The 20104-nt window shown below is 73.2% G+C and carries 19 protein-coding genes; 10 read left to right on the plus strand and 9 right to left on the minus strand.

The features are described from left to right. The first annotated feature begins 10 nt into the window (after positions 1-10). Entirely contained in the window at positions 11-1081 is a 1071-nt protein-coding gene (locus FB388_RS13745; protein ID WP_211361902.1) for a glycosyltransferase family 9 protein, read from the plus strand. Between the two features lie 68 nt (positions 1082-1149). Here the strand turns inward: FB388_RS13745 and FB388_RS13750 are convergent, their stop codons facing one another. Both FB388_RS13750 and FB388_RS13755 read right to left on the minus strand, forming a co-directional pair. Next, a complete protein-coding gene (locus FB388_RS13750; RefSeq protein WP_211361903.1) occupies positions 1150-1773 on the minus strand; it encodes a hypothetical protein in 624 nt (207 codons plus the stop codon). Beyond that, the gene (locus FB388_RS13755) at positions 1773-2495 is read right to left on the minus strand and encodes a hypothetical protein (protein ID WP_211361904.1); all 723 of its coding nucleotides are present in this window, start codon (positions 2493-2495) and stop codon (positions 1773-1775) included. Before FB388_RS13755 ends, FB388_RS13750 begins: the two co-directional genes overlap by 1 nt. 184 nt (positions 2496-2679) lie before the next feature. Here FB388_RS13755 and FB388_RS13760 point away from each other — a divergent pair, with 184 nt between their 5' ends. From FB388_RS13760 to FB388_RS13780, 5 genes are all read left to right on the plus strand, one after another. Further along, entirely contained in the window at positions 2680-3279 is a 600-nt protein-coding gene (locus tag FB388_RS13760; RefSeq protein WP_142100940.1) for a UdgX family uracil-DNA binding protein, read from the plus strand. 44 nt (positions 3280-3323) lie between these two features. Next, on the plus strand, positions 3324-4019 hold the full coding sequence (locus tag FB388_RS13765; protein ID WP_142100942.1) for a BON domain-containing protein: 696 nt from the start codon (positions 3324-3326) through the stop codon (positions 4017-4019). Positions 4020-4115: 96 nt separating this feature from the next. Further along, on the plus strand, positions 4116-4877 hold the full coding sequence (fabG, locus tag FB388_RS13770; protein WP_142100944.1) for a 3-oxoacyl-ACP reductase FabG: 762 nt from the start codon (positions 4116-4118) through the stop codon (positions 4875-4877). A 23-nt stretch (positions 4878-4900) separates the two neighbouring features. After that, on the plus strand, positions 4901-6148 hold the full coding sequence (locus FB388_RS13775; RefSeq protein WP_142100946.1) for a DUF4032 domain-containing protein: 1248 nt from the start codon (positions 4901-4903) through the stop codon (positions 6146-6148). 156 nt (positions 6149-6304) lie between these two features. Further along, positions 6305-7117: an SAM-dependent methyltransferase gene (locus tag FB388_RS13780; protein WP_142100948.1), complete on the plus strand. Its 813-nt coding sequence runs from the start codon at positions 6305-6307 to the stop codon at positions 7115-7117. A 7-nt stretch (positions 7118-7124) separates the two neighbouring features. Here the strand turns inward: FB388_RS13780 and FB388_RS13785 are convergent, their stop codons facing one another. The 5 genes from FB388_RS13785 to FB388_RS13805 form a co-directional block, all read right to left on the minus strand. Further along, the gene (locus tag FB388_RS13785) at positions 7125-8468 is read right to left on the minus strand and encodes a glycoside hydrolase family protein (RefSeq protein ID WP_142100951.1); all 1344 of its coding nucleotides are present in this window, start codon (positions 8466-8468) and stop codon (positions 7125-7127) included. Positions 8469-8511: 43 nt separating this feature from the next. Next, positions 8512-10242 (minus strand): thiol reductant ABC exporter subunit CydC, encoded by a 1731-nt coding sequence (gene cydC, locus FB388_RS13790; protein ID WP_246121898.1) that lies wholly within the window; start codon positions 10240-10242, stop codon positions 8512-8514. A 97-nt stretch (positions 10243-10339) separates the two neighbouring features. Continuing rightward, on the minus strand, positions 10340-12019 hold the full coding sequence (gene cydD / locus FB388_RS13795) for a thiol reductant ABC exporter subunit CydD (protein WP_142100955.1): 1680 nt from the start codon (positions 12017-12019) through the stop codon (positions 10340-10342). Beyond that, positions 12016-13011, minus strand: coding sequence for a cytochrome d ubiquinol oxidase subunit II (cydB, locus tag FB388_RS13800; RefSeq protein WP_142100958.1), 996 nt, complete (start codon positions 13009-13011; stop codon positions 12016-12018). The genes cydD and cydB overlap by 4 nt, the downstream gene beginning before the upstream one ends. Before the next feature lie 11 nt (positions 13012-13022). Continuing rightward, positions 13023-14456 (minus strand): cytochrome ubiquinol oxidase subunit I, encoded by a 1434-nt coding sequence (locus FB388_RS13805; protein ID WP_142100960.1) that lies wholly within the window; start codon positions 14454-14456, stop codon positions 13023-13025. Between the two features lie 358 nt (positions 14457-14814). Here FB388_RS13805 and FB388_RS13810 point away from each other — a divergent pair, with 358 nt between their 5' ends. Continuing rightward, a complete protein-coding gene (locus FB388_RS13810) occupies positions 14815-16068 on the plus strand; it encodes an IS256 family transposase (protein WP_142098121.1) in 1254 nt (417 codons plus the stop codon). Between the two features lie 575 nt (positions 16069-16643). Here FB388_RS13810 and FB388_RS13815 read toward each other — a convergent pair. Together FB388_RS13815 and FB388_RS13820 are read right to left on the minus strand one after the other, a co-directional pair. Further along, positions 16644-17363 (minus strand): zf-HC2 domain-containing protein, encoded by a 720-nt coding sequence (locus FB388_RS13815; protein ID WP_142100962.1) that lies wholly within the window; start codon positions 17361-17363, stop codon positions 16644-16646. Continuing rightward, positions 17360-17902, minus strand: coding sequence for a sigma-70 family RNA polymerase sigma factor (locus FB388_RS13820; protein WP_142100964.1), 543 nt, complete (start codon positions 17900-17902; stop codon positions 17360-17362). The genes FB388_RS13815 and FB388_RS13820 overlap by 4 nt, the downstream gene beginning before the upstream one ends. A gap of 182 nt (positions 17903-18084) precedes the next feature. Between FB388_RS13820 and FB388_RS13825 the strand changes: the two genes are divergently transcribed. The 3 genes from FB388_RS13825 to FB388_RS39920 are packed head-to-tail and all read left to right on the plus strand — an operon-like array spanning position 18085 to position 19983. Then, positions 18085-18807, plus strand: coding sequence for a hypothetical protein (locus tag FB388_RS13825; RefSeq protein ID WP_142100966.1), 723 nt, complete (start codon positions 18085-18087; stop codon positions 18805-18807). Continuing rightward, entirely contained in the window at positions 18804-19493 is a 690-nt protein-coding gene (locus FB388_RS39915) for a DUF6529 family protein (protein ID WP_246121900.1), read from the plus strand. The genes FB388_RS13825 and FB388_RS39915 overlap by 4 nt, the downstream gene beginning before the upstream one ends. A 10-nt stretch (positions 19494-19503) precedes the next feature. Next, on the plus strand, positions 19504-19983 hold the full coding sequence (locus FB388_RS39920) for a Rieske (2Fe-2S) protein (RefSeq protein ID WP_142100971.1): 480 nt from the start codon (positions 19504-19506) through the stop codon (positions 19981-19983). The last annotated feature ends 121 nt before the right edge of the window (positions 19984-20104 follow it).

Here is a 20104-nt window from a genome sequence, read left to right on the forward strand (position 1 = left end):
GGTCCGGCGCGTGGCCGTGCTCCGGTGCAACGCGCTCGGCGACTACCTGATGGCTACTCCCGCGCTCGCCGCGCTCCGCGCGCGGTTCCCCGACGCGGAGGTGACACTGCTCGGCGCGCGCTGGCACGAGCGGTTCCTCACCGGCCGGCCGGGACCGGTCGATCGCGTGCGCGTGCTCCCGCTTGTCGACGGGCTGGCCGGCCAACCGCCGGACGCACCCGACGGCAGCCACCTGCCGGCGTTCCTGGAGGCGGAACGCTACGACCTCGCGGTGCAGCTGCACGGGGGCGGCGGCGCGTCCAACCCCTTGGTCGCCGCCCTCGGCGCGGGCTGGACGATCGGGCTGCGCGCCGCGGACGCGCCGCCGCTCGACGCGGACGTCCCCTACCGCTACTACCAGCCGGAGGTGGAACGGTTCCTCGAGGTCGTCCGCCTCGTCGGCGCGGACGGCCCCGCCGAGTACCCGCTGCTCGCCCTGTCGGGCGCCGAGCGGGACGCCGCGGCCGCGCTGCTGCCCGGCGATGGGCCGTGGGTGGCGCTGCACGCGGGCGCCAGTGACCCGCGGCGCCGCTGGCCGGTCGACCGGTTCGCCGCGCTCGCCGACGAGCTGGCCGCGGCCGGGGTGCGGCCGGTTCTCGTGGGCGGGCCGGGCGACGCCGCGTTGAGCGCCGCGGTCGGGGAGGCGGCGGCGAGTCCCGTCACCGACCTGACGGGCCGCACGGACCTCGGCGCGCTCGCCGCCGTGCTGGAGCGCTGCGCGGTGGTCGTCGGGAACGACTCCGGCCCGCTGCACCTCGCCCGGGCCGTCGGTACCGCCACCGTCGGGCTGTACTGGTGCGGCAACGCGATCAACGCGGCAGCACCCACCCGCACGCGGCACCGCCCGCTGCTGAGCTGGACCGTGCACTGCCCCGAGTGCGGCGCCGACTGCAGCACCGCAGGCCACCCGCACCGCCCGGGGGACGGCTGCGCGCACCGCCCGTCGTTCCTGGGGCAGATCCCGGTGGTGGAGGTGTGCGAGGAGGTGACGGACCTGCTGGCACGCGAGGCCGACCTCCGGCCCGTTCCGGTCGGCACGTGAGACAGCCCCGCCGGCGCTCTCGGTGGGAGAGGCCGGCGGGGTCTGCGGGAGGTCGGACCCCGCGGGCGTCAGACCGCGAGCAGCCGTTCGAAGAAGCTCCGGTACCGGCGCAGCGCCAGCCGCAGGTCCTCCGTGGAGGTCTCGTCGGCGTCGAGACCCTGTTCGATGCTGCGCCGCTGCTCGTGGAACAGCGTCTCCAGCTCGTCGAGCAGCTCACCGACCAGCGCGTCGGCCTGCGCGACGGCCTCGCGGGGCTCGTCGACGAACGAGCCCTTCACCGCGTCCCACCGCGCCCCGTACGAGGCGGCGCGGTCCTTCGGGACGAGTCGCTCGCGCTGCCCGGCGTCCGGCTGGGCGGTTTGCCCGGAACTCGTCTGCTCGGAGCTCATCCGGCCGGAGTCCACCTGGTCGGTCCGTGTCTCGGGCGTCGACGACACCGCGGCAGCCGGCTGCCCGGGCCGGGGCTCCTCCGGGGCCGTCTCGTCGGACCGTGCCTGCTCAGGTGCCGTCTCGTCGGACCGTCTCTGCTCGGGGACCGTCTGCTCGGACCTTGCCTGCTCGGACCTTGCCTGCTCGGACCTTGTCTGCTCGGACCTTGTCTGCTCGGAACGGGCCTGCTCGGACTGCGGGCGCTCGGCCTCGGTTGCGAGCTGCTCGTTCCACTCGGCGACCTTCTCGTTGCGCTCCGGCATCATCGGGTCCACTCCTTGTCGGTCGGGTGGTGGGTCTCGCCCCCGCCGCGATCGTCACGGCTGTGGTCGTCACGATTGCGGTCGTCACGGTTGCGGTCGTCACGGTTGCGGTCGTCACGGTTGCGGTCGTCACGGTTGCGGTCGTGACGGTTGCGGTCGCGGTCGTCCTCGCCGTGGTCGTCGAGCAGCGCGGTGACCAGCGACCGGTACGACGTCACCGCAGAGCGCTGGTTCTCGGTGTCGACGTCGCCGTGCTCCGTCGCGTCGCGCACGGCATGGGCCTCCCGGTAGTGCTGGACCACGTCGGGATGCTCGACGGAGATGTCCTCGGCGCGCCGCTCGAAGTCGCCGCCGTCGTCGCCGACCGGGTATCCGCGGGTTCGCATGATGTCGAGGACGAGCATGTCCGCGTCGTGGACGGCGCGTTTCGGGTCATCCACGAACTCGCGCTGGATATCCGCCCAGGACGCCGCGAACCGTTCGCGTTCGTCGGATCGGAGGTCGCGGATGTCGAGTTCGCGGTGGCGCTTCTCGCGTTCGCTGAGCTGCGCCTCGGCGGCCCGGCGATTGCCGGTCTGGCTGAGGCTGCGCTCGTACTCGGGTCCGTAGTGTTCCTGCAGGCGTTCCGTGCGGCGCCGCTGGAACAGCAGCACGCCGGCGGCGATGAGCCCGAGCGCCAACACCACAATGACGACGATAAGGACGATCACGGTGCTGTCCACCGCACTCTCCTTCTCAGTGATGTGTCGTTCACTCGATCGAGTGATTCGTTGTCAAGCGGTTCCCAGGACGTGGAGATCGACAAACATTGACGCCGGCGAGCGGGCGAAATGCCGATGTCCATTCGGCCGAATTCCGCAATGGGGCGGAGGTTGAGGACTCCCGTGGCGGGGTAGGAACCATGGGGTGACGACCGTCTCCGACCGCCCGGACCTGGACGGCCTGCGCCGCGAGGCCGCCGATTGCACCCGTTGCGAGCTGTACGCCCCCGCTACCCAGACCGTGTTCGGGCAGGGCCCGCCCTCGGCGTGGCTGGTGCTGGTGGGCGAGCAGCCGGGCGACCGGGAGGACGTCGAGGGTGCTCCGTTCGTCGGTCCGGCGGGCCGGGTGCTCGACACCGCCCTCGAGCGGGCGGGCATCGACCGCGACGAGGTCTACGTGACCAACGCGGTGAAGCACTTCCGGTTCGAGCGCCAGGGCAAGCGCCGGATCCACAAGACCCCGGGCGTCACGCACATCCGCGCCTGCCGCCCCTGGCTGGACGGCGAGCTCGCCGCGGTCCGGCCCAGCGCACTGGCGACCCTGGGCGCCGTCGCCGCCAAGGCCCTGCTCGGCTCGGGCTTCCGGATCACCAGCCAGCGCGGGCAGGTGCTGGAGTGGGAGGGGCACCGGCTCGTGCCGACCGTGCACCCGAGCTCCATCCTGCGCGGCCCGGCGGAGGCCCGGGACGAGGCACTGGCCGCCCTCGTGGCCGACCTCGAGGTGGTTGCGCGCCTGCGCCCCTGACGGTGCCACGGTTGGGGGACGCGGAGGCGGGTAGCGGTTCGGACATGGGTGGCGAGGCGAGACAGCAGCTGACCGACGAGTACCTGGCCGGCGCGGTGGGGGAGATCCTCGCCCACGACGAGCGGGTGCGGGGGATCGACATCACGGCCGATGTGGACGGCGGGGTGGTGCACCTGCGCGGGCGGGTCGACCGGCCGGCGCAGCTGGACACCGTGCGGCGGCTGGCCGGGCGGCTGGCGGGGGTGCACGCCGTGTGGGACCGGGTCCGGGTGGCCGGCCGCGAGCCCGTCGTGCTCGACCTGGGCTGCGGCGAACAGCGCCAGTACCCGACCAACATCGGGGTGGACCGGAGGCGCACGCCGTCGGTCGCTGCCGTGGCCGACCTGACGCGCCCGCTCCCGTTCCGGGACCGGAGCGTCGACCGGGTCTTCGCGGTGCACGTGCTGGAGCACTTGATCGACTTCCTGCCGCTGGTGGCGGAGTGCCACCGCGTCCTGCGTCCCGGTGGGGTGCTGCACGTGCTCTCCCCGTGGTGGAAGCACGTCAACGCGGTGGCCGACCCCACCCACGTCCGGCTGCTCGACACGCAGACGATCAAGGGCATCTGCTCCGGACCCGACCGCCCGGCCTGGTTTCCGCTGCACGTCGGCCGCGACGAGTCGACGGTGTTCGCCGACCTCACCCCGGCCCCGGCCGGTGAAGGCCCGGACGAGCGGCAGCTGGCCCGCTTCTTCGACTGACGCGGGGTGGCGGCGCGAGATCGCTCACGCGCGGGTTGGCGCTGCACCGCGTGGTGTCCCAGACTCCCGGTGTCGACGAGGATGGGAGATCAGAAGATGACCGAGAGCCCGCAGCGCGTGGCGATCGTGACGGGATCTGCGCGCGGGATCGGCGCGGCCACCGCGCAGCGGCTCGCCGCCGACGGTCTCGCCGTGGCCGTGGTCGACCTCGAGGAGGCCGCGGCGAAGGGCACGGTCGATGCGATCGAGGGTGCGGGCGGGCGGGCGCTGGCCGTCGGTGCTGACGTCTCCGACTCCGCGCAGGTCGAGGCCGCCGTCGCGCGCGTGGCCGCCGAGCTCGGCCCACCGCTGGTGCTGGTGAACAACGCCGGGGTCACCCGCGACAACCTGCTGTTCAAGATGTCCGAGCAGGACTGGGACACCGTGATGGGCGTGCACCTGCGCGGCTCGTTCCTGATGGCGCGGGCGGTGCAGAAGCACATGGTCGAGCACCGCTTCGGCCGCATCGTCAACCTCTCCAGCACCTCGGCGCTCGGCAACCGCGGGCAGTCCAACTACTCCACCGCGAAGGCCGGGCTGCAGGGCTTCACCAAGACCCTCGCGATCGAGCTCGGCAAGTTCGGCGTCACGGCCAACTGCATCGCGCCCGGCTTCATCGTCAGCGACATGACGAAGGCGACCGCCGAGCGGATCGGGCAGGACTGGGAGACCTACCTCGCAGCCAGGGCCGCGGAGATCCCGGTGGCCCGCGCCGGACTGCCGGAGGACATCGCCAACGCGGTGTCGTTCTTCGTCGGTGAGGCCGCCGGATTCGTCAACGGTCAGGTGCTCTACGTCGCAGGCGGCCCGAAGGCCTGAATCGGTTCCGCATACTGGAGCACGTGCGCTTCATCTTCCGGCCTCCGGCCGAGCACGCGGCCGGGTTGCTCTCGCTGCCGTGGCAGGAGCCGCTCGAGGAGTGGGACGACGACCAGCTCCTCGAGGTGGCCCACCGGGGCATCTCGCGGCACGTCGTGCGCTTCGTGGAGGCGGACGGCCACGTCTACGCGCTGAAGGAGATCGACGAGCGGCTCGCCCGCCGCGAGTACCGGCTGCTCGGCAGCCTGGAGGCGATGGGCATGCCGGCGGTGTCGGTGCTCGGCGTGTGCGTGGAGCGCCCGCCGGCCCCGGGCGACGACTCGCCGCAGGACGCCATCCTCGTCACCCGGTTCCTCGACTACTCGATGTCCTACCGGTACGTGTTCTCGCACGGGCACGCCGCGCGCCCCACCGACCAGCTGATCGACGCGATGGTGGAGCTGCTGGTGCGGCTGCACCTCGCGGGCCTGTTCTGGGGCGACTGCTCGCTGTCGAACACGCTGTTCCGCCCGGACGCCGGAAGCATCGCGGCGTACCTGGTGGACGCCGAGACCGCGGAGCTGCACCCGTCCCTCACCGCCGGGCAACGCAGTTTCGACATCGAGTACGCCGCCGAGCGCGTGGGTGGTGAGCTGTTCGACCTGCAGGCGGGCGGCCTGCTGCCCGACGACGTCGACCCCGTGGAGATCGCGGCCGAGCTGCCGCGGCGCTACCACGCCCTGTGGGACGAGCTCACCCGTGAGGAGCTGCTGCAGCCCGACGAGCAGCGCTACCGGGTGGCCGCGCGGGTGGACCGCATCAACGAGCTGGGCTTCGACGTCGACGAGATCGAGTTGAAGACCACCGACGAGGGGGTCCGGCTGCGGGTGCGCACGCAGGTGGCCGAGACCGGCAGGCACCGCAACCAGCTCTTCGCCCTCACCGGCCTGGAGGTCACCGAGAACCAGGCCCGGCGTCTGCTCAACGACCTGCGCAGCTACCGCGGGTACCTCGAGCAGAAGGAGGGGCGGTCGATCCCGGAGACCGTGGCCGGGCACCGGTGGCGGGCCGAGGTCTACGACAAGGTGATGGCCCGCATCCCGGAGTCCCTCGCCGATCGCATGGAACCCGCCGAGGTCTTCCACGAGATCCTGGAGCACCGCTGGTTCCTCTCGGAGCGGGCCGGCAAGGACGTGGGCACCACAGCGGCGGCGAAGTCCTACATCGACGCGATCCTGCCGAACACCCCGAGCACGCTGACGCTGCCCGGTGGCGACCTGCTCCCGCGGTAGCGTCTTCGCACGTCTTCGCACGTCACGAAGGCCCTCAACGGCGCAGCCACATCACCCGGTGGGGGATGACCGCGCGCGGACGGGGCCGCTACCGTACGTGGCGTGACGTCCGGCACCGCGTTCGATCCCCCGGGGCTCGATCCCGATGACCCACCCATGCCGCCATCGCGTCGGATCGACCCGTCCAAGCCGAACATCGCGCGCGTCTACGACACGTTCCTCGCGGGCAAGGACAACTACGCGGCCGACCGCGCCGTCGTCCGGGAGATCCATGCGGCCGGCCCGGGGCTCACCCGCGTGGTGCAGGAGGAGCGGGCCTGGCTGGGCCGCGTCACCCGGTTCCTGGTGAAGTCGGCGCGCATCGAGCAGATCCTGCACGTCGGCGCGGGCATGCCCACGATCGAGAACACCCACGAGGCCGCGCAGCGCTTCAACTCCGACACCCGCGTCATCTACGTCGCCGACGACCCGGTCGTGCAGGCCCACGGCCGCGCGATCCTCGCGGAGAACGACCTCACCCACCTGGTGGAGGCCGACTTCGCGCAGCCGGACGAGGTGCTCAGCCACGACACGGTGCGCAAGTACCTCGAACCGGACGAGCCGGTCGCGCTGATCCACAGCCACACCATGCACCACGTGCCCGGCAGGCAGCGTCCGCTCGAGATCGTGCAGCGCTACCTCGACCTGCTCCCGTCGGGCTCCTACCTGGTGCTCACGCACTTCTGCGACCCGCAGGACGACGGCCCCGGCACCCAGCTCGCCCGCTTCGTCGAGAGCGTGTTCACCCGCAGCGGGCTGGGCCCGCTGACCTTCCGCACGCGCGCGGAGATCGAGGCGTTCTTCGAAGGCCTCGAACTCGTGGACCCCGGTGTCGGACGGCTGCGCGACTGGTGGCCCGACGGCCCGCTGCTGGCGTCCGCCAGCATGGAGGACGACATGATGCTCGGCGGAGTGGCCTGCAAGCCCTGACCGCCGCTCACGGGTTGCGGGGCACCACCGCGATCGACCAGGGGCCCACGGCCTCGGTGCCGGACGACACCTGCACCGCCTGGTCGCTCGCGTTCACCACCACCGCGCCGTCGGCGGCGCGGAACACCACGATCGGCGACGTGGCGGACCGGCCGACCTCGACATCGCCCTGCGCCAGCCGCGGCACGAGCCACTGCCATGCCGCGGTGAGGGGTGTGGGCTGCCCGCCGTTGTCCTCGGTGGCGTCGGTCCACAGCGCCGCGTAGTCCAGGTCGGGGTCGCCCTGGGGCCCCCACAGCAGGGCGCCGGAGGCGCCGGACCGGGCGTAGGCGGCCACGGCCGCGAGCGTGGCGGTCGCGCTGGACGGGCTGTCCGCGCCGGGGCGGGCGTTGTCGGGCACGTCCGGGTAGAACTCCGCCCACCAGATCGGCAGGTCGGTCCGCTCGCGCAGCCACCGGTCCAGGTCGGCGAACTTCTGGGCGCCGTCGAGCACGGACGGGAGGCTGTCGTCCTTGGTCTTGGTGGAACCGTCCACCGCGATGAAGTCGGCGCCCGCGTTGTTCTGCAGCCAGTAGTCGACCACGTCGAGCGCGCGCTGGTCCGCGGCTCCCCACGGGCCGCTGACTTGGTCGGATGCGTCGGTCGTGCCCTTCTCCAGGCTGGTGAGCACGACGTAGGGCCCGCCGACCTGGATCTCGGGGCGCACGGCCTTCACCGCGCTGTACACCTGGTTGTAGAAGTCGGTGTAGCCCTCGTAGTCCCAGCGGTTCTCGTCCTGGTTGTAGAACCCCTTGAGCTCGTTCCACACCAGCACCCGCTCGACCTGCGGGTAGCGCTTCACCGCCTCGGCGGCGAGGTTCGCGTAGTCACCGAAGTGCTCGGGCAGCGGGTTGTCCTCCAGCGTCGACCAGTCGGTCTCGCCCGGCTCGCCGCCCTTCATCCAGTCGGGCGCGCAGCAGAGCGTGAGCATCGCCTTGCCGCCCGTCTCCTCGGTGAGCTCCATGCGCTGGTCGAGGCTGTCCCAGTCGTAGTCGCCGGGGGCCGGTTCCGGGTTGTCGCTGCCGAAGCCCATGAGGTGGTTGTTCTGCCAGATCGCCGCGTTGTCACGCAGGATGTCCATGCCCCGCTGCCTGGCCTCGTCGGGGTCGTGGGAGTCCAGGCTGTTCTGGGTGTGCGTGACGCCGAGCTCGAGGGGCGCCGGCTGCTTCTCCCACGTGAAGGCGGAGTCCGCCTCGATCGCGCGCAACGTCTGGTCCGAGACCGACGTGGGCTCACCCGGTCCCGACGAGCAGGCTGCGAGCCCGGCGGCGAGCACCGCGAGCAGTGCGGCGAGGGGACGGAGAGAACGCACGAAGAGGACCTCGCTGTCAAACGTGTGATGGGAACGCGGAACCCTACCGTTCGGGCCCGCCGGGTGAGATAGTGGCCGGTCGCCCCTGAGGCCCTGCTGAGAGCCCGTTCCGGAACCAGCCGGGCAGGTCCCGGAGTTCGGCGGGCGTCCCACGCCGGCTCACCTGGCCGTCGACCAGCACGACCACCTCGTCCATCCGGTCGAGTGCCTCCAGGTCGTGGGTGATGAGGATCATGGAGCGGCCCGCGGTCGCGGCGAGCAGGTCGTCGAGCACCGCTGCGCGGGTGTCGGGGTCGAGGTGGGTGGTCGGCTCGTCCAGCACGAGCAGCGGGCCCGCGTCGCCGGTCGGGGGCACGAGCAGGGCGCGCGCGAGGGCGAGCCGCCTGCGCATCCCACCGGACAGCCGGGCGCCGCGCGGGCCGACCTCGGTGTCCAGCAGGTCGGGGTCCAGGCCGACCCGGGCCAGCACCGAACGCAGGTCGGCGTCGGCCGCGTCCGGGCGGGCCAGGCGCAGGTTCTCCCGCACCGTGCTGGCGAACAGGTGCGGGTCCTGTGGCATGCCGGTGATCCGGGCGCGCACGGTGTCGGCGGGCACCGCGGTCACGTCGGCCCCGTCGAGGTGCACGGTGCCGGCATCCGGGTCGCGGAACCGGAAGAGCACCGCGGCGAGCGTGCTCTTGCCCGACCCGCTCGGGCCGACCACCGCGACCCGGCGACCGGGCGGCACGTCCAGGTCGACGCCGTTCAGCGCCCACGGCTCGCCGGGGCCGTAGCGCACGCGCAGCCCCCGGATCCGCAGCCCGTCGCCCGCGGGCGGCGGCGCGGCCGGACCCGGGTTCAGCGCAGGCGGGGTGTCGAGCACGTCGAACAGGCGGGCGCCCGCGGCGCGGACCGAGCCGAGCCGGGCCGCGGCGCCCGGCAGCGGCGCGACGATCTCGAACGCGGCGAGCGCGGTCAGCACCAGCACCGCGAGGGGCACCGGGGCGAGCGTCCCGTCCTGGACGGCGGCCACGCCGCAGAGCAGCGTCCCCCAGAGCGTCAGGCCGGCGAGCAGCGCGGACGCGCCCGCGCCGAGGCCGAGCAGGCCGGCATCGCGGCGTTCCACGCGGGTGAGTTCGGCGTCGGCGGCCTCGACCCGGGCGATGGCGGCGGGCATGGCGCCGTACGCGACGAGGTCGGGGGCGCCGTGCATGGTGTCGACCAGCGCCGTGGAGAGCGCCGCCCGGCCTGCGGTGCGCCGCCTGCCCGGTGCGCGCCCGGCCGCCGCGGCGGCGAGCGGCACGGCCACGCCGCCGAGCAGGAGTCCCGCCGCGAGCAGCAGCCCACCGGGGACGAGCAGCGCGGTGCTCACGGCCACCACCCCGGCGCCGGTCACCAGCGCGGCGAGCGGTGGGGTGAGGCCACGCACCAGCAGGTCCTGGGTGGCGTCGGTGTCGCTGACGAGGCGTGTGACGAGGTCGCCCGCGCGGAAGCGGTGCACCGGCTCGGTCCACGCCAGCCGCTCGTAGACCCGCGCCCGCACGTCGGAGAGGGTGCGCAGCGCGGCGTCGTGCGTGACGACGCGCTCCAGGTACCGGGCGACCCCGCGGGAGACCCCCAGCGCCCGCGTCGCGACGATCGCCACGGACAGCGCCGTGAGCGGGAGCGACGCGGCGGCCGTGGCGATGAGCCACGCCGCGACGACGAGCAGGGCCACCCCGGCTGCGGTCGCGGTGGCCCCGGCGAGCACCCCGAGCGCGAACCGCGGGCCGCGCGGTCGAGCGAGCGCCACCATCCGCAGCAACGGACCGCCGCCCTCTTCCGACGAGCGGCGCGTTGGTCGGTACCTATCCGACGAACGCGCCGTTCGTCGGAATCCGGTCCGGTCCGTGTCAGGCATGAGCCGCCCCGATCAGCGCGTCCGTCTCCAGGTGCACGACCTCGTCCGCGAGGTCCGACCAGCCCTCGTCGTGGGCGACGATCACGCCGGTCCGCCCCTCGAGCAGCCGGGCCACCCCCGCCCGGACGGCGGCGGCGTGCTCGGGGTCCAGGTGCGCGGTGGGCTCGTCGAGCAGCACGATCGGCGCGTCGAGGGCCTCCTGGCGCAGGAACGCCCTGGCCAGGGCGATGCGCTGGCGCTGGCCCGCGGACAGCCGGTGCCCGCGCTCACCGAGCGGGGTGGCGTAACCGTCGGGGAGCGCGCGGATCACCTCTTCGGCCTCGGCGCGCCGGGCGGCCCGCCGCACCGCCTCGTCGGACGCCCCGGGCAGGCCGAGGCGGATGTTGTCGGCCGCGGACGCGTCGAAGAGGTACGGGTGCTGGGGGAGCCAGGCGATGCGCGTGCGCCAGGCGTCCGGGTCGACGTCGGCCAGGTCGACCTCCCGGCCGTCCGTCGCGGTGACGAGCACCCGGCCGGCCGTCGGCTCGGCGAACCTCAGGAGCAGCGCGAGGAGGCTGGTCTTGCCCGCGCCGCTGCGGCCGGTGACGAGCGTGGTCGTGCCCGGGCGCAGGACGAGGTCGACGCCGTCGAGGGCCGGGACGTCCCGGCCCGGGTAGGTCAGGCCGGTGCCGGCGAACCGCACGGTCGGGCGCGGCGCGGGCTCGACGGGGGCGACCGGGGCAGGCGCGGTGCCAGGCCGCTCCAGCGCGGCGAACACCCGCTCGGCCGCGGTGACGCCCTCCATGCTCGCGTGGAACCGCGCTCCCACCTCCCGCAGCGGCAGGTACGCCTCCGGCGCGAGGATCAGCACCAGGAGCGCCGTCTCCAGGTCGAGGCGGCCGTAGAGCAGCCGCAGCCCGATCTCCACCGCCACCAGCGCCACGGCCAGGGTCGCGAGCAGCTCCAGCACGAACGCCGACAGGAACGCCACCCGCAGCGTGCGCATCGTGGCCTCGCGGTGGGCGTCGGTCACGCGCCGGATGAGCGCGGCCTCGGCCTTCGCGCGGCGGAAGACGGCGAGCGTCGGCAGCCCCTCGACCACGTCGAGGAAGTGGCCGCCGAGCCGCTCCAGCAGGTGCCACTGCCGGCGCGTGCGCTCCTGGGTGTGCATCCCGACGAGCGCCATGAACACCGGGATCAGCGGCAGCGTCAGTGCGATCACCAGGCCGGAGATCCAGTCGGCCCGGAACACGACGGCGAGCACGGCCACGGGCACGAGCACCGCGAGCACGAGCTGGGGGAGGTAGCGGGCGACGTAGTCGTCGAGCGCGTCGAGGCCGCGGGTGGCGAGGGTGGCGAGCTCGCCCGCGTCGGTGCTCGCCGGGTCGCTCGTGGCGACGTGCCGGACGAGCCGCCTGCGCAGGTCGGACTTGACCCGGGCGGCGCTGCGCAGCGCGGCGGTCTCGGCCCCGTAGGTCAGGGCGGCGCGGGCGAGCGCGACGGCGCCGACCGCGGCGACCGTCGCGCCCAGCGTGTCCGCCGCCCCCGCCGTGGCGCCCCCGATCACCCGCGCCACCAGCCAGGCCTGCAGCAGGATCAGCGCGGTGGCCGCGAACCCGCACGCGACCGTGACGGCGAGGTGCACCCGCACGGCCGCGGTCGACCGGACCAGTCGCGGGTCGAGCGGCTTCATGACACGTGCGCCCGCGTCACGCGGCGCCGGAACACCCAGTAGCTCCAGGACTGGTAGAGCACCACCACGGGCAGGAAGAACGCGCCGATCCAGGACAGGATCCCCAGCGTGTACGGCGCCGACGCGGCGCCGTGGACGGTGAGGTCGTACGCCGGGTCCAGCAGCGAGGGCAGCACCGCGGGGAAGAGCGTCCCGAAGAGCACCGCGGTCGTGGCCGCGATCGCGACCGCGGTGGCGAGGAACGCCCAGCCCTCCCGCCGGCGGGCCACCAGCAGCGCCCCCGCCACCAGGGCCCCGACCGCGCAGGCGGCGACGACCGACGTGGCTGGCGAGGCGTGGTCGGCCTGGGTCCACATGAGGAACGCGAAGAGCGTCGCCCCGGCGGCGGGGGCCGCCGCACCCGCCGCGGCCCGCGCGCGGTGCCGGACCGGGCCGTCGGTCTTGAGCGCCAGGAACACCGCGCCGTGCAGGACGAACAGCGTCAGCGTCGCCAGGCCGCCCACCAGCGCGTACGGGTTGAGCAGGTCGAGCAGGCCGGAGCGCACGACGCCGTCGGGGCCCAGCTCGACGCCGCGCAGGAGGTTGGCGAACACCAGGCCCCAGGTGAACGCGGGCACCGCGCTGCCGGCGACGATCACGGCGTCCCAGCGGGCGCGCCACCGGGGGTCGTCGACCTTGCCGCGGTACTCGAACGCAACGCCGCGTCCGATCAGGGCCACGATGACCAGCAGCACCGGCAGGTAGAAGCCGCTGAGCAGGCCCGCGTACCAGGCCGGGAACGCGGCGAACATGGCCCCGACCGCGGTGATCAGCCAGACCTCGTTGCCGTCCCAGACCGGACCGATCGCGTTGATCACGACCCTCCGGTCGGCGTCGGAGCCGCGGCCGAGCACGGGCAGCAGCATGCCGACCCCGAAGTCGAAGCCCTCCAGCACGAAGTAGCCGGTCCAGAGCACCGCGATCGCGACGAACCAGACGGTTGGCAGGTCCATGGCGTGGCTCCTCAGTAGACGAACGCGGGGATGCGGTCGGGCTCCGGCTCACCCGCGCGCGGGTACGGCATCACGTGGCCCGGCCCCGCCTTGACGTAGCGCAGGAGCAGCCGCGCCTCGACGACGGCGAGGACGCCGTAGAGCAGGGTGAAGACCGTGAGCGAGAAGGCCACCTCGAAGAGGCTCACACCGGGGGAGACGCTCGCGGCGGTGAGCAGCTGCCCGACCACCGTCCAGGGCTGGCGGCCCATCTCGGTGAGGACCCAGCCGAAGATGTTGGCGGCGAGCGCAGCGGGCAGCGCGGCGATCGCCACCCGGTACATCCACCGCTGTCGCGGCAGAGCCCCGCGCCGGGTGAGCCACAGGCCGAGGACACCGACCCCGACGCCAGCCAGCCCGAGCCCGATCATCAGCCGGAACGACCAGTACAGGACCGGGATGTTCGGGGTGTAGTCGCCCGGTCCGAACTGCTCGCTGAACCGGCGCTGCAGGTCGTTGATGCCCTCCACCTCACCGGCGGGGGACCCCGTGGCGAGGAAGCTGAGCACGTAGGGCACCTCGAGGTCCACGAAGTTGCGGCCGACGCCGACCTCGCCGATCTCGTGGTCCCCGATCGCGAACAGCGAGAAGCCGGCCGCGCCCTCCGTCTCCCAGATCGCCTCGGCCGATGCGAGCTTCATCGGCTCGTACTCGGCCATGAGCTTGGCCTGGTGGTCCCCGGAGAGGGCAACAACCGCGCCGGCGACCGCCGTGGTGACCAGGCCTGCGCGCAGCGTCCGGCGGAAGAGACCGGGCTCATCGGGGTGCGGTGCCCGGTCGCGGTGGAGCAGCTTGTAGGCCGAGACCGCGACCACGAACAGGCCGGCCACGACGAACGACGCGCTGACCACGTGCACGTACGTCGAGAGCGCCTGCGGGTTGGTGACCACCGCCCAGATGTCGGTGAGGTACGCGCGCCCGTTCACGGGGTCGACGGCGAACCCGACGGGGTGCCGCATCCACGCGTTGGCGGCGAGGATGAAGAACGCCGACAGGTTCGAGCCGATCGCGGCGGCCCAGATCGTCGCCAGGTGGACGCGGCGCGGGAGCCGGTCCCACCCGAAGATCCACAGGCCGATGAACGTGGACTCCAGGAAGAACGCGAGCAGGGCCTCCAGTGCGAGCGGCGCCCCGAAGACGTCCCCGACGAACGTCGAGTAGGCGCTCCAGTTCATCCCGAACTGGAACTCCTGGACGATCCCGGTCACCACGCCCATCGCGAAGTTGATCAGGAACAGCTTCCCGAAGAACTTCGTCGCGCGCAGGTACTCCGGCCGTCCGGTCCGGTGCCATGCGGTCTGCAGCGCCGCGACCACCACGGAGAGCCCGATGGTCAGCGGGACGAACAGGAAGTGGTAGATCGTCGTGATCCCGAACTGCCACCGCGCCAGGTCCAGTGCGTCCACCCGAGCCTCCCCCGTGAACTTCTACTGCCTGTAGTAGTTCTACCGCATGTAGAAGATCGAGGGGTGGGTGGGTGTCGCGGATCTCGCCCCCGGTGGCAGTCGCCCGTCCAGGCTCGGCCCTCCCCGGGCCTTGGGTGGCGTCGCGGTCTGTCGAGGCCACCTCTCCCCGGGCCTTCGGTGGCGCCGCGCATCATGCGGGGCCGCCCCTCACGCCTCAAGGGCGCTGCGCGTCGGGCTGCGTCCTCAGAGGTGGTGTACGAGTCCCTCGCTGGTGAGCGGCGTGGCGTCGTGATGTGAGACGGCCACCGCGTGATCTTGATGAGTACCGACCAAGGAACTCACCGAGAGGATCACCACGATGGCCGCACCGCACCATATCGAGGTCACCGAACTGTTGGAGCAGCAGCTGCAGGGCGCGTCGCCGGATCTACTCCGGCAGATGATCGCCTCGCTGGCGAACGCGATGATGTCCGCCCAGGCCGACCAGGCCTGCGGCGCCGACTACGGCGAACGCAGCCAGGAGCGGGTCAACCGGCGCAACGGGTATCGGGCCCGGGAATGGGACACCCGCGCCGGCACCGTCGAGCTCGCCGTGCCGAAGCTGCGCGAGGGCTCCTACTTCCCCGACTGGCTGCTGACCCACCGCCGCCGCGCCGAGCAGGCCCTGGTCACCGTCGTGGCCACCGCCTACCTACTCGGCGTCTCCACCCGCCGAGTCGAGCGCCTCGCCGAGCAGCTCGGCGTCAAGTCGCTGTCCCGATCGCAGGTGTCGGAGATGGCCACCCACCTCGACGCCCAGGTCACCGCGTTCCGGCAGCGCCCCCTCGATCACGGGCCCTACACGTTCGTCTGGGTCGACGCTCTCGTGGTGAAGGTCCGCGAGGACGGCCGCGTGGTCAACGTGCACGCGCTCGTGGCGACCGGGGTGAACGCCGATGGCCATCGGGAGATCCTCGGCCTGGACGTCGCCAGCGCCGAAGACGGCGCCGGCTGGCTGGCGTTCCTGCGCGGACTGGTCGCCCGCGGCCTGTCCGGGGTGCAGCTGGTCATCTCCGACGCCCACCCCGGCCTGGTCGCGGCGATCGGCTCCGCGTTGCCCGGCGCGGCCTGGCAGCGGTGTCGCACCCACTACCTGCGCAACCTGCTCACCCGCGTCCCGAAGAGCGCGCAGCCGCACGTGGCCACCCAGGTGCGCACCATCTTCGACCAGGCCGACACCGACGCCGTGCACGCCCAGTACGACCGCGTCATCGACGCCCTCGAGCCCCGCTTCCGCGACGCGGCCCAACACCTCGAAGCGGCCCGCGCCGAGCTACTGGCCTTCACCAGCTATCCACGCGAGATCTGGCGCCAGATCTGGTCCAACAACCCGCAAGAGCGGCTGAACAAGGAGATCCGCCGCCGCACCGACGTGGTCGGGATCTTCCCCGGCCGCGACGCCCTGATCCGCCTGGTCGGCGCCGTCCTGGCCGAGCAGAGCGACGAATGGACCGAAGGCCGCCGCTACATGGGCCTGGAACTGCTGGCCAAGTCCCGCATCCGCATCATCACCACCGAACCCAACCCGGCCACCAGCGAGCCACCGGTGACAACCGAGGCGCTCACCGCATAACCTTCACCAAGATCACGCGGGGGCGATCTTGTACACCACCTCCGCGGACGTGGCCGCGCGTCGCTGCCGCGATCGCTACGCGACCCTTGACCCGCGAGCCTCTACGACCCCTGAGGGCCCGCTTCGCGGGCAGGCCCGGGCCTGCCCTCTCGGGGCGCGGCGCCACCGAAGCCCGGTCTCACGGGCATGATCAGCGTTTCGGTGCGAAACCCGACGCCCTGCGTCGGAAAACGCACCCAACTGGTGATCTTCACAGCTCACGCACCCCTTCTCGGCTGATGCACCCCGTCGACCGGTCGCATGGACCGGAACGGGGTGCGTGAGCCGAAACGGGGTGCGCGAGGGACCGGGACAAGGAGATGCCCGACACCGGTCTCCTGGCGGCGCCGCGCACCGAGAGGGCAGGCCCTTGGGCCTGCCCGCATAGCTTGCCCTCAAGGGGTCGCAGAGGCTCGCAGGTCAAGGGTCGCGCTAGCGATCGCGGAGCGACGCGCAGCGCCCTTGAGCTGTGAGGGGCGTCCCCGCACAATGCGCGGCGCCGCCGGGAGGCCCTGAGAAGGCAGGCCTCGAGGCTCCTAAACCCTTGCGGTGGCGAACTCCCGGCCTGCCTCGTTCTGGATGACCACCTCGGCGACCTGGTCGAGTGGCACCAGGGCGGAGCCGTCGAGCGTCACGCCGTCGCGCCAGCCGGACGGCGAGACGAGCCAGCCCCCCGCGATCTCGCGGGTACCGTCCTCGGCCACCACGACGATGTAGCACCGCTCGCCGGCCGGGATCCCCTTCACCGAGGTCGTGAGGCGCACCCAGCCAGCGGCAGGGGTGAGCGTCGCGGTCATCGAGACGCCGGGAGCGCCGTCGCCCGCCAGTTGTACGGCGCCCGGCGCGGCCACGACCGCGGGGGGTGGTGGGGCGGTCTGTCTCCCGATCATCACCCCGCCGCCCAGTACGACGGCGATCACGGCGGCGGCCGCGGCGACGAACAGGAACCGGCCCCGGCGGCGTCGCGCCGCCGCCTCCGCCCGGATCTGGCGCACGGTGCGTTGCAGCATGAAGTCGGCGTCCGGTGGACCGTCGAGGAACGCCTCCGGTGGCACGTCGTCGAGCAGGTCGACCATCCCGCGCAGTTCCTCCCACTCGCGGCGGCACGCCGGGCAGCCGGCGAGGTGCTCTTCAACGGCGCGCGACTGCGCCGGGTCGAGCAGGCCAAGGGCATGGGCGCCGAGCTCCTCGGGGATGTGCGCCCCGCCGTACTCCGGTCCCGTCCAGCCGCCGTTCCCGGCCCGGTGGCGGTTCATGCCGGCACCTCCCGCCCCGTCGCGCCTTCGGACATCGTTCCCGCCAGTGCCTGCCGCAGTGCCCGCAGCGCGTAGTACGACCGCGACTTCACGGTGCCGGCCGGGATGCCGAGCGCCATGGCGGCCTCGCCGAGGCTGCGTCCCTGGAAGTAGATCTGGTCGAGCACGCCCCGGTGGTCCTCCGACAGCTCGTCGAGGGCCGCCATCACCGTGACCGAGGCCACGACGCTGTCGGCGTGGTCACGGACCATGGGCGGCATGTCCGGGTTCTCCGCGACCTCCTGCGGCCGGGCGGCCTTGGCCCGGTACCGGTCGGTCACGAGGTTGCGCACCACCGTGAGCAGCCAGCCCCGCGTGGAGCCCTTGCCGTTGGTCAGTACGTCGGGATGTCGCCAGGCACGGATGAGCGTCTCTTGCACGATGTCCTCCGCAGCGGCACGATCGCCGGTCAGCCGGGTGGCGTACGCGAGCAGAGCGCGCCCGTGCTCGGAGTAAACGGCGTGCACCAGTGCCTCGTCACGATCACGGGCGGGTGGCATGGTCGGTGGGCTCCCGGGGCTTGGGTCGGGGGCGGAACCCTAGCGGAGCAGTTCCCACCCCCGACACGGCCGAACGCGGCGGGTGGTTCATCGGTATTTCCTCGAACCGCTCGGCCATCGCATCCGTGTGGGGAGGAGTGCGCCCGGACCGACCGGGCCCCGACGACCCCGGGGGAAATGCCGTGTCCAGGTTCGCACCGCTGATCACACTCGGGACGGTGGCCGCGCTCGGCGGTGGGCTGCTGCTGGTCAACACCACGGTCCTCGGCCCGCCGGCCACCACGGCCGGCACCGCCGTGGCCGCGCCGCCGGTCGTCGCGGCCGAGGTGGCGCCGGGAGCCGCGCCGGACGCGGGTCCCGCGCCGAACGCCGCCGCACCACCCGTCCCGCCCGCCGCCGCCCCGGTAGCGCCCGCCGTGGTCCAGGCGGCGTACACGGGCCGGTCGGCGGGCAACGAGGTCACCGTCGCCCTCGCTGTGAAGGACGGGAAGGCCGTGGCCTACGTCTGCGACGGCAAGAAGGTCGAGGCCTGGCTCGACGGCACGATCACCGGCGCGGACCTGCAGCTGTCCGGGGCGGACGGCAAGCCCGGCATCACCGCCACCGTGACGGACGCGGCCACACTCGGCACGGTCACCGTCGGGGGCGAGGAGCTGCCCTTCGCCGCGGAGAGCGTCGCGACGCCTGCCGGGCTCTACGAGGGTCGCGCCGCCGTGCGCGGTGTCCTCACCCGGATCGGCTGGATCGTCGACGAGGACGGCAAGGTCACCGGCGTCGCCAACGCGGGCGGCACCCGCAGGCCCGCGCCCGCGCTGAACCCGGCCGACCCCGCCGCGACGACGATCGACGGCGTTCCGGTCACGGTCACCGCCCTCGACGGCTCCGCGCCGGTGGTCCGGCGATGACCCGCTCCGCACCCGGCTTCCCGTCCCAGCAGACGACCGCCGGGATGCCCGGGCCGCATTCCGGGCCGGATCATGAGCGGACCATGCCGCGCGCGGTGGGCTATCCCATCCCTCCGCCCCACCGCCGCGCCGCACCGCGGAGCGGAGCCGCCGGGTTCGTCGTCGCGGCGGCCATCGGCTCGCTGGTCGCAGTGGGCCTCGGGGTGTACGGCCGGACGCACGAGCCGACGTCGGTCGCGCTCAACATCGCAGGTTTCTCCTCGGGGATCGCCGCGAAGTCGTGGCTGGCCACCGGCGCGTTCCTGCTCGCGCTCGTGCAGCTGTGGTCCGCGGCCGCCCTCTACGGGCGGGTGGGTCGCCGGTGGCGGGCGGCGGGCGGCGCGCCCGGCTGGGTGGCGGGCCTGCACCGCTGGTCGGGGCGGGCGGCGGTGCTGCTCACCGTCCCGGTGGCCGTGCACTGCCTCTACGCCCTCGGATTCGCCGACGGCACGACGCGCGTGCTCGTGCACTCACTCGCAGGCTGCTTCCTGTACGGCGTGTTCGTCACGAAGATGCTCGTGCTGCAGCGGCCGACGAGCCCCCGCTGGAGCCTCCCGCTGCTCGGGGGTTTGTTGTTCACATCCCTCACCGCCGTCTGGCTCAGCTCGGCGGTGTGGTTCTTCTCGACGTCCGGACTCTCCTTCTGAAGGGAAACCCGTGCTTCCTGCCCACCCGAGCCCCCTCACGCGGCGCGCGTTCGTCGCGGGTACGTGCGGTGCCGCCTGCGTCACAGCGCTGAGCGCCTGCACCACCTACGGAGCCGGCACGGCGCCCGCGCAGGCGCCCGCCGCACCGGACGCGCAGGGCGCTCCCGCCCAGGGCGGTTCTCCCCAGGGCGGCTCTTCGCAGGGCGCAGCGCTCACCAAGACGTCCGACATCCCGGTCGGCGGCGGTGCCGTGTTCGCCGAACAGGACGTGGTGGTCACCCAGCCGGCCGCGGGGCAGTACCGCGCCTTCTCCGCCACCTGCACCCACCAGGGTTGCCCGGTCACGGAGGTGGCCGACGGCACGATCAACTGCAACTGCCACGGCAGCAAGTTCGCAGCCGCCGACGGCTCCGTCGTGGACGGGCCCGCGAAGACCCCGCTCGCGGAGCGGGACATCACCGTGACCGGGGAGGAGATCCGGCTCGCCTGAGCGGCCGTGGGTCGGATCACCCCGCGGGGACCCGGCCGCAGCAGCCGCACCGACCTACACTCCGGACGGTCGGGCCCGGCGGCAGGGTTGCCGCCCGGGGTGGCGGAAGGTGTGGCGCTGC

Origin of the sequence: Pseudonocardia cypriaca, from assembly GCF_006717045.1 — a bacterium.
GTDB classification, from domain to species: Bacteria; Actinomycetota; Actinomycetes; order Mycobacteriales; family Pseudonocardiaceae; genus Pseudonocardia; species Pseudonocardia cypriaca.